The sequence below is a fragment of the Magnetospirillum sp. SS-4 genome (assembly GCF_902729425.1).
Taxonomy (GTDB): Bacteria; Pseudomonadota; Alphaproteobacteria; order Rhodospirillales; family Magnetospirillaceae; genus Phaeospirillum.
This window is the reverse complement of the sequence record NZ_CACVCH010000125.1, coordinates 165,385-179,584: the sequence shown is the minus strand read 5'-3', so window position 1 is coordinate 179,584 and position 14,200 is coordinate 165,385. Positions and strand designations below refer to the sequence as shown.

The following is a 14,200-nucleotide window of genomic DNA, read 5'->3' as shown; positions in this document are numbered from 1 at the left end:
CGATGGCTCATGGTAACCCCCGAAACGGCGGAGCGAGAGAACGGACCGGCCGGGACGGCCGGCTTTGTCCTCCTGCATAACAAGAACCATGCCAGTCGAGGGTTTCCGGGGGATTTGGCTTCGCCGATCCGGCGGGGACGCCGTGGGGGCCAAGGCCCTGTTTATTTTTAAGGCAGCGCCGGCATTGCAAGCTTATAAATTAAGCAAGGTCTTGCGGCGGATGTGCGTGGGCGGTCTTGGCGCGCTGGGCCGCCCGGGCTTCGTCGGGGGTATAGGCCTTGCCCTGCCACAGCAGGGTATAGGCGATCTCCTCGTTGCCGTTCTCGCAGAGATCGACGACGTTGCGGAACAGCGGCTGGAAGGTGTCGCTTCGATGGGAACGCTCGTGCTCCTCGAAGCTTCGCCAGAAGGTGATGATGAGCGCTTCGCGTCCAGCCAGGGGCGAGCCAACCGCCTTGCCGGCGTCCGAGCCCTCGTTGGAGATCATGCCGGAATTCAGGCAGACGAAGCCGCCGATGAAGCCGGTTTCGGAATGCCAGGTCTTGACGTTCTCGCACAGCACCGCGACCCGCTCCTCCAGGTCGTCGATGGTGTAACCCTGGCGCAGAACCACCCGGTTGACGGTGACAACTCCGTCCGAGGTCAGGCCTTCGATCAGCATCTCTCAGTCTCCCACGGGCAACATTCGATGACTCTAATGTTGGAGGCCGGCCTCCGGCCGTCAACCATGCCCGTGAAAAACCGTGAGATGAAACCCTAATCGTTCTTGGCGGCGCGCTCGGCCTTCTTGCGCTCATTGGGATCGAGCAGGCGCTTCCGGAGGCGAATGGACTTGGGCGTCACCTCCACCAGTTCGTCGTCCTCGATATAGGCGATGGCCTGTTCCAGGCTCATCTTGCGCGGGGGCGTCAGCTTCACCGCCTCGTCCTTGCCGGCGGCGCGGATATTGGTGAGCTGCTTGCCCTTCAGGGCGTTGACCTCAAGATCGTTGGGGCGGTTGTGTTCGCCGATGATCATGCCCTCGTAGATCTTGACGTTGCCGGTGATGAACATGGCGCCGCGATCCTCCAGGTTCCACAGGGCGTAGGTGACCGCCTCGCCCTGGCCGTTGGAGATCAGCACGCCGTTGCGCCGGCCCTCGATGGCGCCCTTGTAGGGGGCGTAGCCGTGGAACATGCGGTTCATCAGGCCGGTGCCGCGGGTGTCGGTCAGGAACTCGCCGTGATAGCCGATCAGGCCGCGGGCCGGGGCCAGGAAGGTGATGCGGGTCTTGCCGCCGCCCGAGGGACGCATGCCGGTCAGTTCGGCCTTGCGCAGGCTCATCTTCTCGACGACGGCGCCGGAATATTCCTCGTCGACGTCGATGAAGACTTCCTCGATCGGCTCCAGCCGCTTGCCGTCCTCGTCGGTCTGGAACAGGACGCGGGGGCGCGAGATCGACAGCTCGAAGCCCTCGCGGCGCATCTGCTCGATCAGAACCCCCAGTTGCAGTTCACCGCGCCCGGACACCTCGAAGGCGTCCTTGCCGGCGGTCTCCCTGACGCGGATGGCGACATTGCTTTCGCATTCGCGGGCCAGGCGGGCGCCGATCATGCGCGACGTCACCTTGTCGCCCTCCAGGCCGGCCAGCGGGCTGTCGTTGACCGAGAAGGTCATGGCCAGGGTCGGCGGATCGATGGGATTGGCCTTCAGCGGCTCGGTCACTTCCGGGGCGCAGATGGTGTCGGCGACGGTGGGCTTGGTCATACCCGAGATGGCGACGATGTCGCCGGCCTCGGCGAAGTCCACCGGCACCCGCTCGATTCCCCGGAAGGCCAGGATCTTGGCCATGCGGAAGGTTTCCAGCACGGTGCCGTCGTGGGACAGCCCCTTGACCTGGGCGTTCAGCCGGGCGGTGCCGGAATAGATGCGGCCCGTGAGCACGCGGCCCAGATAGGGGTCGGCCTCCAAGGTGGTGGCCAGCATGGAGAACGGCGCGTCGAGATCGCGCTTGGGCGGCGGCACATGGGCGACGATCAGGTCGAACAGCGCCGACAGATCCTTGCGCGGGCCTTCCAGCGAGTCGTCGGCCCAGCCGTCGCGCCCCACCGCGAACAGGGTGGGGAAGTCGAGCTGGTCATCGTTGGCGTCCAGCGCGGCGAACAGGTCGAAGCACTCGTCATGCACCTCGTGGGGGCGGGCGTCGCCGCGGTCGACCTTGTTGACGACGACGATGGGGCGAAGCCCCAGGCCCAGGGCCTTGCCGGTGACGAACTTGGTCTGGGGCATCGGCCCCTCGGCCGCGTCGACCAGCACCACCACGCCATCGACCATCGACAGAATGCGCTCCACCTCGCCGCCGAAATCGGCGTGGCCGGGGGTGTCGACGATGTTGATGCGCACTCCCTTCCATTCCACCGAGGTGGCCTTGGCCAGGATGGTGATGCCGCGTTCCTTTTCCAGGTCGTTGGAATCCATCACGCGCTCGGCCACTTGCTGGTTCTCGCGGAAGGTCCCGGACTGGCGCAGCATGGCGTCGACCAGGGTGGTCTTGCCGTGGTCGACGTGGGCGATAATGGCGATGTTACGAAGTTCCATGTCACATATTCTCGAAAGTGTTGGCGCCCAGCTTGGCCCGCGCCAGCTCCCTGAGCGGATGTTCGGGGCGGGCTCCGAAGTGGGAGATGATCTCCCCGGCGGCGATGCCGCCCAGCATGGCGCATATGGGCAGGTCGCGGCCCTGGGTGAAGCCGAACAGGAATCCGGCGGCGTAAAGGTCGCCGGCGCCGGTGGTGTCGACCACCTGCGCGACGGTGTCGGCCCCAACCACATGCACGTCCTCGTCGGTGGCGACCACCGATCCCAGGGCGCCGCGCGTCACCGCCGCCACCTTGCAGTGGCCCCGCACGTTGCGGATGGCGTCGTCGAACGATTCCGTCCGGTAGAGCGAGCACAGCTCGGCCTCGTTGGCGAACAGAATGTCCACATGGCCCGACACCAGGTCGAGGAAGGCGTCGCGGTGGCGGTCGACGCAGAACGGATCGGACAGTGACAGCGACACCATCTTTCCGGCATCGTGGGCGATGGCGGCGGCCTGCTGAAAGGCCTGCTTGGCGGCGGGCGGATCGTAGAGATAGCCTTCGAGATAGGTGACCGCCGCGTTGCCGATCACCGTCCCGTCGATGTCGTCGGGGCCGAAATCGACGCAGGCGCCCAGATAGGTCAGCATGGTGCGCTGGGCGTCGGGAGTGACCAGCACGAAGCAGCGGGCCGTCGACGGGCCGCCGGTGGCGGCCGGGGTGTCGAAGCGGACGCCGGAGCTGCGGATGTCGTGACGGAACACCTGGCCCAGTTGGTCATCCCTGACCTTGCCCATATAGGCGGCGCGGCCGCCCAGGCCGGCGATGCCGACGATGGTGTTGGCGGCGGACCCGCCGGAACACTCGATGCCCGGGGGCAACTGGGCGTAGATGGTCTCGGCCTGGTCGGCGTCGATCAGGGTCATCACGCCCTTGGCGAGGCCCAGCTTGTGCAGCAGCAGGTCGTCGGCGTGGACAAGCACATCGACGATCGCGTTGCCGATGCCGGCGACGTGGGTGCTGTGGTCAGCCATGGTCTAAAGCAGCCTTTCGCAAGTCTTGGCCCGAAAGCGGGTCGGGCGGCCTCCGGGGCCGTCGGTGCCCGTCGGGGGAGGCATTTTGCGGCGCAGTATACTGTCCGGCCCGTCATAAACAACAAAAACCATGCCGGCGAGACCGCGCCCCGGCCACAATCGGGGCCGGCGGCGGGATTCGAACCTGCGACCGAGGCCGCAAGGAGGGTGGCGCTCGGATCAGCACCTTCCCCCTTCCCACACCGGCGCCCTTGCGCTATAAACCTCGCCTCTCGCCCTTGTTTGACCTTGGCGAGACCCGCGCAGCCGTAGCTCAGCTGGATAGAGCGCTGCCCTCCGAAGGCAGAGGTCATAGGTTCGAATCCTATCGGTTGCGCCAATTTCTTTCCCAATGAAATAAATGACTTAGCGGATTGCCGGGCCTCAGCAGAAATCCTGCTGTTGAATTTTCGCTGCAATTGCGCTGCACTGAGCGCCGAATTTGCAGCGCAAATTGCAGCGCGAGGCCCCATGGCAACCTTCCTTGAACGACGGAATCGAGACGGCCAGTTGATCGGCTGGCAGGTGCAAATCCGCAAGAAGGGCTACCCGCCCCAAGTCCGCACCTTCGACAGGAAGGCCGATGCCCAGGTCTGGGCGACGGTCATCGAAAGCGAAATGGTTCGAAAGGTCCACGTTGACCGGACCAAGGCGGAGCGGACCACCTTCCGGGAAGCCGTGGAAACTTACATCCGTGATGTGGCCCCCACGCACAAGGGCGGGCGGGATGAGGGCCTTCGCCTTACCCGCTTCCTGCGCGATGAGCCCAAGCTGGCCGCGCATGCGCTCGCCACCCTCACCACCCGCCTGTTCGAGGACTACCGCGACCGACGCCTGAAGACCGTGGTGGCCGGAACGGTGAAGCGCGAACTGGGACTGCTGCACACCGTCATCGAATCCGTGCGCAAGAGCCACGGCATGGTGGAAAACCCGATCTCCGACGTTCGCCGCCCCACCGTGCGGGACGCCCGCGACACCCGCCTTCAGCCGGGCGAGGAGGAAAAGCTCCTCCAGCACTGCCGCGACGCCCGCAATCCCTGGCTGGTGCCCGCCGTAATCCTAGCCGTCGAAACCGCCCTCCGTCGGAGCGAGCTTCTGGCCCTGCGCTGGGATTGTGTCGATCTGGATCGGCTCCATGCCCATATCCCTGACAGCAAGACCGGCAAAGGCCGCCATATCCCACTCTCGCCTCGGGCCTATGAGGTGCTGTGGGAACTCGGCGCCGAAGCCCGCCCTCCGGATGGCGCCGTCATCGGCACCACCGCTGAAGGGCTGAAGCAGGCATTCGAGCGCGCCAGGTCGCGGGCGGGGATGGGGCACTTCAACTTCCATGACCTGCGCCATGAAGCCACGTCCCGGCTGTTCGAGCGTGGCTGGAACATCATGGAGGTGGCGTCTGTCACCGGGCACCAGGATTTGCAGATGCTGAAGCGGTATACGAACCTGCGGGCAAGCGATTTGGCCAAGAAAATGGAGTAGTGGGGTGCTGGCCGAACCAGTGTGATGATAATCAGCCCACCTCCACTTTACCCACCCGCTTGGGCTGGATACCGAAATGGTCGGAGAAGGAAATCAGGCGATAAACGCGGGCCCCAGGCTCCCCCCTCAGGCTGGCAGGGCGTTGACCACCTTCAGGGTCCGGCAGACGAAGCCGAGCAACTCGGTGGCATCGATCTCTGGCTCAGCTTGAGCATTCACGTCCTCACCGTGGTGGAAGGCAGACGTGTATCCATTTATCTGGTCGAGTTCGTCATAGAGGGCGTGCGCCGGGTGATCGACGCCCCCTTCCCGGATTTTCCGAACGATGTCTCCGAGCCAGTCTTTGTCGCCGAAGTAACCGGGGAAGGTTGAGCGGCAGTGGGTCTCCAAGACCGGCCGCAGCTTCTTGATGATGTCCAGGACCTTGCCATCGGCCGTGGTGGCGTAGCCTTGCAGGTCAGCAATCTCCTTCGCCGACCTCCCCTGGCTGTCCTGCTCGATGTCCCAGGCGTTGATCTTGCACCCGTGGGCATGGGTGTTGGCGATTTGAAGGGCCGACCGCTCGGCCGCAGGCACCCGCTCCCACAATTCCTTCAGGAATGCCGGATCGTGCGACAACACGATCACCTGCTCGCACCTGGCGCCGATCTTCCTGATTTCGTGGATGGTCTGGGTCCGGCGGAAGCGGTCCTGGCTGTTGAAGGGGTCATCGAAAACCACGATTTTCTTCGCCAGATTCCCGTCCCGCTCCAGGTGGGCCAGGAAAAAGGCCAGCGCCAGGGTGCTCCGATCGCCCGCGCTCAAGGTGTTCTTGAAGCTCGGGCGATCAACGGGCGTCTTCCCGTCACCCAGATCGATGGGCGTTTCGTTGATGATGATCTGGTAGCTGGAGGTGGCGATGCCGCCGGGGAAGGCATGCTTGGTCTGGCCGATCTTGAACCCGGCATTGAAGGATTCGAGAAGGGCATTGATCCGTCCCTCGTAAGGCTTCACGACGGCTGCCGTATGGGCATCCAGCTGGTCGCGGACCTTGGTCTTGTCGTCCTCGGCCTTCGCCTTCGCGGCAGTCAGGCGGACATACTCCTCGCAATCCTTGGCGACAGCAGGCTCGTGCCGCTTCTTCGCTGCCAACAGATGCGCCAGGGATTGTTCGGCGGCGGCCACGTCGGCGGCGCCCGTCTCAGCCTTCTTCGCTTGAATGGCGGTGTTCGCGGCGCGGATCGCCGCGTTGACGGCCCCCACGCTCGCCTCGGCCGCCCGGAACTGCTTCAAGGCGTTCTCGACGCGGTCGTCCTGCAACACCCTTTCCAGGGGCGCCTGGGCCTTCCGGTCCAAAAGTTCAAGGACAGCCTGCCCCAGCGCTCGGGCGGCCTCTGAGAAGCCAGCAGGCATCGCCACGGACGCCTCGTTGATGTCGCAATGGGTCCGCCAATAATCGGCGTCGCGCTGGTTCTGGGCGGCCATGGCCGTCAACCGGCCGACGGCAACCTCGCCGAATTGGGCGACCACATGATCCCTGAATGCCTTCACGTCTGCCTTCAGGGCCTTGTAGGCTTCGCTGAACACCGATTTATAGGCGGTGATCAGCGGCAATCCCTTGGTGTCCTGGCCGCAGAATGGGCAGGTGTCGCCGTCGGCATGCGCCATGCCGTGGAGAATCCACCCCTGCCCATCAGCACCCATGCCGTGTGCTGCCATGTGATCGGTTAGCTGCTTCTCGGCGCCATCGGCGATCTCATCGATGGTCTTCTCCAGCAGTCCATCCAGACCGTTCGGCAGCTGCGGCACGCCGATCTCGGCTAACGGGCTGCGAGCCTGGATCTGCCCCGCCTCCTTGACCGCATCCAGCACCCGCTGCCGGGTGGCGATCTTGGCGTCGATTTCGGGTTCGGGCGCCAGCTTGATGAACTGGTCCAAGGACATTCCCTTGGGGACATGGTGGGTGAGGCCCTTGACGGCCCCCGATATCTGGCCGGTCAGTGCGCGACTTTCGGCGGCTAGGTGCGCTTCTTCCTCGGCCAGATGAAGACCGTCATACCCGATGATGACGCGGTAGAGGCTGCGCTTGTGGTCGGTCTCGACCACCTCGCCGGAATGGACGTTCTCTGAGATGAAGGTGCCGTCGAAGATGGCGATGTCCGGGTAGGCGGCCGACCACTTCTTCCCGTCGAAGCGGATGTTGCCCGCGTCGGCCAGCAATTCGACCGAAGCATCGTCGACAGCGCCCAGCGTCTTGCGCCCCAGAAGATGGGCGGGGTCGTTGGCCTGCAGTGAACGGAGGATTGCGCAGAGGGTGGTCTTGCCATGACCGTTGGCGCCGAACACATGGCTGTACTTCGCCAGGTGGGTGTCACCCTTGGCGCCCGAATTACGGAACCGTCCGACATTCTTGATGGCGACAATCTTCTTCAGCATGGCATGCTCTCTAGCCCCCATCTCCCAAGACAACAATCCCAGTCCGAGTGCGCTAGAATCAGCATGGCGGTGACGTTGACGGCCGAACGGAATGAGCGGTAGCCGCAAAGATAACAACGACGGCCGCCATGAACAATCTGGAGTTTTATTTTCTAATGCACCGCCCGGCTACGGCGTGCGGACGCACCGGCAGAATGCCGCCTGGGTGTCCGATAGGAGTTCATCCCGAGTTTTTAGACTTGCTGCAATGGCACGCTATCTCGAAAGCCACCCGTCCGCTCTCGGCCCGCTTCGGTCACCGCCCCAAGCGCTATTGAGTGTGAGCCCCCTCCCACATAGCAGCCGTTCACGTCAACGCCATCATGGTGGCGGCGATCAATCTCCCACACCCAAGGCGCTATATTCCATCAATGCCGCCATCCCTTGGGCGCTTCAGGGGCTCGATACCTGTCGGGTGAACCGCCGGAGCAGATGGCGGGCGAGGCGGCTCTTCATTCGGAGGCCGTGACTTCACCACCGCCTGCCGCAGATGCCCAATCAGCTCGTCGGCAAAGGCCGCCGTGACAGGGGCATCGCTCGCCTTCAATTGGCAGCCTCGCTCCACCAGCATGGTGAACAGGATAGCTGGTCGCCCGGATGGAAGAGAGATTCCTGCCATGGGCACGGTAGACCTTGTCGCTCTCGTATTTGAGCGGAGCGACGTCGACGCCAAGATTGCGGTAGTTCTTGCCGGAAACCCGCCATTGGGAGCGGCCATCCCGCTCGATTTCCGCATTGATGACTGCGGCAATACGCTCGCGCAGCTCCATCAATGCTCCGGCACCACCGATCCGGACCTTCATCCGGCCAAACCGCCAGCCACCATCGTCCCCCCGCCATGCCGGCCGGTCGTGGTAGATAAAATGGGCATGGAGGTGACGCGGATCGCCGAGCAGTTTGTACTCGTGATCCTCGGTCAGCTTTCCCACCAGCGCATCGGCAATGGCCTTGTTCACCGGAGGGTGATGGATCGCGGCTGACCAGCCCAATACCATGCCGCGCTCCCGATCAGCTGGATGGACATAGCTCTCCAGGAGATCGGCGATGCCGTGGATGATGGCGCGCATGGAATCGGGTGTATCGAGCCAGTGCGGAATGTTCACCAGGAGGTGATTGCAGATTGTCGTCTGCCCACTTGGCCGCACACCCCGTTCATGCTCGTAGGCGGCGTCCCAGAACCGGCTTTTCTCCTCCCGGCTCTGCCCAAGATTGCCGTACAGAGCCGCAACCTCTTCCTGGTCCTCAAGATGGCCATCTTTGGCCAATTGTTGTCGTTCGGCCTCGGTGAGCGAGCCTTTCTCACAGCGATCGATATAGTCCTGGAGTCCCCTGCCACTTCGCCCGCCTTTGGCGAGGCAGGTCCGGAGGCGGATCGGCCAGGGCCGCACCTTCAACGCGCCGTCCTGAGCAAAACGAGGCCTTGCCAGATCGGCAAGCGCAATGGTGGCATCGGATTGGGCCGCACCGTTTCGACGGTTCCGCCGCCCCATCCGGAAATCGTCGTCATCCCAACCCGGGGCTAGGCGAAATCGGCTCATTGGCAATCCATCCGCAACCATGGGTACCAATGATTATATATGAGTGATGATGTAGTGGTCCAGTTAGCAGAATAACTGCTATTTGGACCACTACATCACATCACGAACATTGCAGGTTAATGCATGACATTGCACCTGAATGCGTACAATTGCACGGTTAGTCAATTACTACATTTTTCTGTATTTCCGCTCCTGCCGGCCATATATTTAGCCATGGCAATTCAGATGTCGGAGGAATCCGTGGCAAGAATTTCGGAAAAGGCTCTTCCAACGATCGGAACGGAAAAAAGCATCGACGAATGGAGGGCGGTGGTGCGCTCTTTGTCGGGAAGGACTCCGAAGCAGGTGATCGCCCGCGAACGCATTCTCGCCATCAAGGACGACATCCTGGCCGCACGGGCTCGCGGCGTCTCGGCGGCGGAACTGGCAAAGGCCCTGTCGGATTCGACTGCCGGCGTCTCGGTTCGATTGATCAGAGAGCTCTGCGCCGAGCGTTCGTCAGCGGACCAACCTGAGCTGGCATGAGCGCGACATTCTTTGCGCTGCGCGACCGGCCGAGCCACCGCCTTTATGGTGACAATCCGCCGCGTGTCACTGTGCCCGCCGCCATCACGGCGGATATCGAAGCTGGACTGCAATTGCCGACAAATGCGGTGATCCGGATGGAGCCGGTGTCGCCGATAGCCATCGAGGGGCTGGAGGTGCGGTATATCCCCGCCGCCCGCCGCCTGGTGAGTCTGGTCCAATGGGCAAAGGTCAATGACTATGCGGTGACCTACAGCCGTGCCTTGGCCGGCGTCGATGACGGCGAGTTCGTGTTCACCAACATCTATGCCGATGAGCCGAGGGCGAATTGTGGCGCGCTGTCGCCCTTCACCCTTGGCCAAATGATCGGGTTCGAACCCAACGATATGGGCTGGCTGAATACGGTCTACGGACACGGCGTCGAGGGTGGCATGGAGGCGGCGACCATGCATGAAAATGCCGAACGATTCCTCGAAATGCGGCGAGGCGAAATCAAATCGGGAAGCATTCGCGCCGACGGCTATTTCCATCTTGTCGAAGCGGTTTCTGCGGTGTGCGTCTACGCCCTTCGCCATGGCGTTGATATTGGGTGGCGGTGATGGACGTCGTCAGGAAAATGGAACCAGAATAGGAGCTTGGGATGAGCAGAGAGCCTGCTGCCGATAATGTGGGAAATCCGCTCGTCCGTCCGGGTTGCCATGGGACGGGGAGTTGCCTCTCACAATGACTATGGATGGATCGAGAATTTGCTGAAGTCCATCGTTGGGATGGATGGACCATCAATCTGCGAAATATCGACCAACAACACCTTAGGGTCCGCTTGACGGTCAGGACTCGGCAAGAGATAGTTGCTGTCGCGCACATACACCTTGGGGAAGATCATGGCTCATTGCGGTACCTCCAGGCTTGGACGGATGTCCTTGCTAGCCTCGGCGATCTGTGTCCCGGTTGTCCTGACCGGTTGCAAGACGGTGGAGACCGCTTTTGATAATGACTGTAAGGCCGGCGGCGCCGCTATCGGCGCAGTCGTAGGCGGCGTTGCCGCCGGCATGCTCCTGGGTAAAGGCAGCGGAAAGATTGGAACCGCACTTCTAGGTGCGGCAGTTGGCGGTTTGATCGGCCAGCAAGTTGGTTCGCTTCTTGACTGCCAGGACCGCCAGGCTGTCGATGCCAAGACCGCAGAGGCCGTAACCTCGGCGAAGGATGGCGAGAAGGTCACATGGAGTAATCCGCAGACGGGCGCTTCGGCGGTAATCACTCCCCAGGAAACCAAGACCGAGCAGCGTACAGTCGCTCTTGTCCGTGAAAAGCGGATGGCTCCCCTGCCAAAGCTTGAGCTGATCGGGGAAACCTGGGAGGCAAAGAAGGCCGCCAATGTCCGCACCGCCCCCACCACAGATTCTGAAATCGTCAATGGGCTGAAGGTCGGCGAGCTCTTCACCGCTGTGGGTAAGGTCGAGGGTAGCGACTGGATCGTCGTCGGGCGAGGCAAGCGCACCGTCGGCTATGTCGCTGCCTCACTGGTGCAGAAGGCATCTCCGACAACCGTGGTGGCATCAGTTCCCACTGCAAGTGTGCGTCCTGCGGTAAATCTCGATACCGTCGAAAAGGATCGTGCCGTTGATCTTGATGCCGCGAATACCGTAACCCAGGAAGTGACCACCGCATCGACCTGCCGCACGATGGATGTCAAAGTGACGGCCAAGGATGGCCAGACCGGTCAGCAGAACGTGAAGGCCTGCAAGGGTACGGATGGCGCCTGGGAGATCCTGTAGATGCGTTACAAAGTGGCCATCGCCGCCGCGGCGCTGATCCTGACAGCGGAATCGACACTCGCCGCCGATCCGCATCGATTGGCTTATTCTGAGAAGATGGGCGTAGAAGTTTTCGCCCAACCCGACGCTACCGGCGCGTGGTGTCGGCCGGCCCTGGCTCTGTCCCTTATGCTCAAGGACAACAGCCCATTGATCCAGGGTGGCGTGACCGAATTTCTTCCCAAGTTGGCACCGGTTCTGGCTCAAGAATGCCCGGCTGCGACAACGTTTGCCGCCGCCGCATACAAGGCATCTGACCGCTCCCAAGTCGGAACCACCTATACCTCATCCAAGGCGGCAGGTTGGGCCACCACGACGGTGACCACACCGCAACAGACACAAACGGCCCCTAATGTGCAGGTTGCTCCACAGCAGCCTCCGCCCCAGATTGTTGCCGTTGCCCCGCCCAGCCCTACTCCGGCTCCCACCGCGACTCCGAGCGCGACACAAGCACCTGTGCCGCCGGTTCCGATACCGGTAGCACCACCGTCTCCGGTCGCTGCGGTCGCGCCCCCTCCCGTTCCGGTTCGATCGCTTCGTGAATTGGCGGATCCGATCGACTACTGGCCGCTGATATTCCGTTATGTGAAGGAATATCCGGTGGCGGCGGACAATACGGAAACTCTCAAGTCCTATGCCTCCGCATCCGACTGCCGAAATTTTGCGCCTGTCGCCAAAAATGAATTTCGACTAACCGACTACCTGGCGAAAGCAAAGACGTCGCTGATGTCAGAGGTGGCGAAGCCCTACATCCGCATCACCCTCAATGCGCGATTTGGGCAGTACGACCCGAAAGCCGGCTCATTCGAGTTCGCGCCTCTGGCGGAAAGCTCTTACTGGGATGCTCCGAATACCTTCTGTTCCGGTAGCTCAAGAGCGGCCATTACCCGGTTCTCGACCAGTTGGGGTGGGGGCAAGACGGTGTTTGGTCTGCCGGCAAATGCAAGCGAGGCCGAGGCATTGGTTGATTATATCGATCGCAAGCGGTACGGCCGTCGCGATGTGTATCTGGAGCTGATAGTCAAGCCGACCTTTACTCCCGCGACTCCTGACGGCATTGCTCACGTGACGTTTGAGTTGATCGAAGCCACGGCCTATCGTGATCGCGATTCCGCCAAAGTGCTTTACTCCTATACAGCGGACGATTTGGTCAATGCCGCCAAGGCACGTGAGCAGGCCATCGCTGTAGCAGTTGAGGCCAAGCGCAGGGCGGAAGAGGAGAAGGGGCGCCAGCGGGCCTTGATGCAGCAGCGCTATCAGGCGGAAGCAGACTTGCGCACTCTTCCTAACGCCAGCCATGCGGCACGGGTGGCCTATTTCCATGACGGTAGCCGCGCCCTGTCCACAGTCAGCGCCACCATTGGCCGCTCGCTCGTGCAAGGGGGGCCGCAGCCCGCCATCTTCATGGTGAAGGCGGGTGGGAATGGAACGTCCTCGGTCAAGACGGCCTGGCCCGGTCGATTGAAGCTCGATCTGGCCGGCGGGCTACCGGAACTTGTCAAGGGACAATGGTACGTGGTGTCCGGCGATCTTCAGGCTGATAACGCAAATAGGGCGGACAGCAAACCCTATGTGGGGCGTTTGGCCGTGAAGTCGGTGTCTGGTTGCCAGCGGAATGGCTGCGCCGACGCGGATGATGTGCCCAGCCTCGTCCGTCGGCGCTATCCCGAACTTTCCGCGCAAACCGGCAGCACTCAGTGAGTCTCAATATGGAAAAGTCCAAACTCATCAAGTTCGCCGCCGCCGGAACTGCCATCCTGGTCCTCGCAGGCTATTTTGGCCTGCAACATTGGGCCGACGATAAAGCTGATCGAGAGATCAAGCGGACCCTAATCGGCCTCGATCTTGATCGAGTCATCCGATATGGCTCCGTCAACGCCTCGATCCTTGGGCGTTCCGTGACGCTTTCGGACGTGACTCTGACCAGTCCGGACGGACGAGGCCCCAGCGTGACCGTGAAGAACGCCAAGATTTCTGACCTGGACACTTACCGCGATCAGTTGTCGGCTGCGCGCATCAAGCTTGCCGGTATTTCCATACCCATGCTCGAAATTGCCCAGGCTCAGCGCAAAGGCTCTTCCGACGGCAATCTTGAACGATTCATCGGCATGGGCTATTCCGTCGTGACCGGGGAATCAGAACTCTATTTCCGCCTTGCTCCAGATAAACAGCGGGGCGAGGTGGCAATTTCTGCGGATTTGGACGATCTGGGAGGGGCATCCTTCACGTTGGCGCTCGATCGCGTTGATCAACGCCTTGCCGACTTTGGTCGCCAAACCCGCGATGCCGTCATGGCACAAAATCCGATGCTGTTACTTCGCGATGCGCCAGTCATGGTCGATAACCTAGCACGTCTTGAACTGGCGGACCTGTCGGTCGGCATTAAGGATCGAGGCCTGCGTAAGCGCCTGCTTACGGAGGCCGCCGAAGATGCTCTGGTGACCGAGGATGCGGATAGATTGGCAACGACCATGGGAGCGGAATTAACGAAAAGCATCCGCGAGCAACTCGACCGCCAGCGAGTCGACCCGCGCTTGTCCAGTGACGTTGCCTCCAAGATCGGCGCGTACGTAGAAAGCGGCGGAGAGCTAAAGCTGACAACCCGGATTGACCGCCCGATTCCTCTGTTTGATCGTGGAGGTTTCCTTGGCATTCAACCCGCCCCATTCTTGATGAGTCTGGATCGCTTCTTCACGCTGACGGGAGCCCGCCTGGAGAGGTAGATCTTTTTGGGTTCCCACATTACCCGCCTCGAGCCC

At 62.0% G+C, this 14,200-nt stretch carries 11 protein-coding genes and 1 tRNA gene; 7 read left to right on the top strand and 5 right to left on the bottom strand.

Annotated features, from left to right (window positions below):
* Window positions 1-199: 199 nt before the first annotated feature.
* From MTBSS4_RS18705 to MTBSS4_RS18695, 3 genes are all read right to left on the bottom strand, one after another.
* Window positions 200-661, bottom strand: a complete 462-nt coding sequence (locus MTBSS4_RS18705; protein WP_173984881.1) for a ligand-binding protein SH3 — start codon at window positions 659-661, stop codon at window positions 200-202.
* A gap of 95 nt (window positions 662-756) precedes the next feature.
* Window positions 757-2,577, bottom strand: coding sequence for a translational GTPase TypA (gene typA / locus MTBSS4_RS18700; RefSeq protein ID WP_173984880.1), 1,821 nt, complete (start codon window positions 2,575-2,577; stop codon window positions 757-759).
* A gap of 1 nt (window position 2,578) precedes the next feature.
* On the bottom strand, window positions 2,579-3,592 hold the full coding sequence (locus tag MTBSS4_RS18695; RefSeq protein ID WP_173984879.1) for an adenosine kinase: 1,014 nt from the start codon (window positions 3,590-3,592) through the stop codon (window positions 2,579-2,581).
* Between the two features lie 302 nt (window positions 3,593-3,894).
* Between MTBSS4_RS18695 and MTBSS4_RS18690 the strand changes: the two genes are divergently transcribed.
* Together MTBSS4_RS18690 and MTBSS4_RS18685 are read left to right on the top strand one after the other, a co-directional pair.
* Window positions 3,895-3,971 (top strand) — tRNA-Arg (locus MTBSS4_RS18690).
* Between the two features lie 131 nt (window positions 3,972-4,102).
* Entirely contained in the window at window positions 4,103-5,110 is a 1,008-nt protein-coding gene (locus MTBSS4_RS18685) for a site-specific integrase (RefSeq protein WP_173984878.1), read from the top strand.
* Between the two features lie 126 nt (window positions 5,111-5,236).
* Here the strand turns inward: MTBSS4_RS18685 and MTBSS4_RS18680 are convergent, their stop codons facing one another.
* Together MTBSS4_RS18680 and MTBSS4_RS18675 are read right to left on the bottom strand one after the other, a co-directional pair.
* Window positions 5,237-7,525, bottom strand: coding sequence for an AAA family ATPase (locus MTBSS4_RS18680; RefSeq protein WP_173984877.1), 2,289 nt, complete (start codon window positions 7,523-7,525; stop codon window positions 5,237-5,239).
* 491 nt (window positions 7,526-8,016) lie between these two features.
* On the bottom strand, window positions 8,017-9,102 hold the full coding sequence (locus MTBSS4_RS18675; RefSeq protein ID WP_173984876.1) for a hypothetical protein: 1,086 nt from the start codon (window positions 9,100-9,102) through the stop codon (window positions 8,017-8,019).
* A 123-nt stretch (window positions 9,103-9,225) separates the two neighbouring features.
* On the opposite strand from MTBSS4_RS18675, the gene MTBSS4_RS18670 reads away from it, so the two are divergent.
* The 5 genes from MTBSS4_RS18670 to MTBSS4_RS18650 all read left to right on the top strand — a co-directional run bounded on the left by MTBSS4_RS18670 (window position 9,226) and on the right by MTBSS4_RS18650 (window position 14,164).
* Complete coding sequence (locus MTBSS4_RS18670; protein WP_173984875.1) at window positions 9,226-9,627, top strand: hypothetical protein; 402 nt, start codon at window positions 9,226-9,228, stop codon at window positions 9,625-9,627.
* The gene (locus MTBSS4_RS18665; RefSeq protein ID WP_173984874.1) at window positions 9,624-10,226 is read left to right on the top strand and encodes a hypothetical protein; all 603 of its coding nucleotides are present in this window, start codon (window positions 9,624-9,626) and stop codon (window positions 10,224-10,226) included. The genes MTBSS4_RS18670 and MTBSS4_RS18665 overlap by 4 nt, the downstream gene beginning before the upstream one ends.
* Before the next feature lie 315 nt (window positions 10,227-10,541).
* Window positions 10,542-11,402 carry an SH3 domain-containing protein gene (locus tag MTBSS4_RS18660; protein ID WP_173984873.1) on the top strand — a complete coding sequence of 287 codons (861 nt, stop codon included), beginning with the start codon at window positions 10,542-10,544 and terminating at the stop codon, window positions 11,400-11,402.
* Window positions 11,403-13,142, top strand: a complete 1,740-nt coding sequence (locus MTBSS4_RS18655) for a hypothetical protein (RefSeq protein WP_173984872.1) — start codon at window positions 11,403-11,405, stop codon at window positions 13,140-13,142.
* A gap of 8 nt (window positions 13,143-13,150) precedes the next feature.
* A complete protein-coding gene (locus MTBSS4_RS18650) occupies window positions 13,151-14,164 on the top strand; it encodes a hypothetical protein (protein WP_173984871.1) in 1,014 nt (337 codons plus the stop codon).
* Window positions 14,165-14,200: the final 36 nt, after the last annotated feature.

Excerpts from the sequence above, each read along its gene's own strand:
- MTBSS4_RS18705 (WP_173984881.1), bottom strand. The coding sequence starts at position 661 with ATGCTGATCGAAGGCCTGACCTCGGACGGAGTTGTCACCGTCAACCGG.
- typA (WP_173984880.1), bottom strand. The coding sequence starts at position 2,577 with ATGGAACTTCGTAACATCGCCATTATCGCCCACGTCGACCACGGCAAG.
- MTBSS4_RS18695 (WP_173984879.1), bottom strand. The coding sequence starts at position 3,592 with ATGGCTGACCACAGCACCCACGTCGCCGGCATCGGCAACGCGATCGTC.
- MTBSS4_RS18685 (WP_173984878.1), top strand. The coding sequence starts at position 4,103 with ATGGCAACCTTCCTTGAACGACGGAATCGAGACGGCCAGTTGATCGGC.
- MTBSS4_RS18680 (WP_173984877.1), bottom strand. The coding sequence starts at position 7,525 with ATGCTGAAGAAGATTGTCGCCATCAAGAATGTCGGACGGTTCCGTAAT.
- MTBSS4_RS18675 (WP_173984876.1), bottom strand. The coding sequence starts at position 9,102 with ATGAGCCGATTTCGCCTAGCCCCGGGTTGGGATGACGACGATTTCCGG.
- MTBSS4_RS18670 (WP_173984875.1), top strand. The coding sequence starts at position 9,226 with ATGACATTGCACCTGAATGCGTACAATTGCACGGTTAGTCAATTACTA.
- MTBSS4_RS18665 (WP_173984874.1), top strand. The coding sequence starts at position 9,624 with ATGAGCGCGACATTCTTTGCGCTGCGCGACCGGCCGAGCCACCGCCTT.
- MTBSS4_RS18660 (WP_173984873.1), top strand. The coding sequence starts at position 10,542 with ATGTCCTTGCTAGCCTCGGCGATCTGTGTCCCGGTTGTCCTGACCGGT.
- MTBSS4_RS18655 (WP_173984872.1), top strand. The coding sequence starts at position 11,403 with ATGCGTTACAAAGTGGCCATCGCCGCCGCGGCGCTGATCCTGACAGCG.
- MTBSS4_RS18650 (WP_173984871.1), top strand. The coding sequence starts at position 13,151 with ATGGAAAAGTCCAAACTCATCAAGTTCGCCGCCGCCGGAACTGCCATC.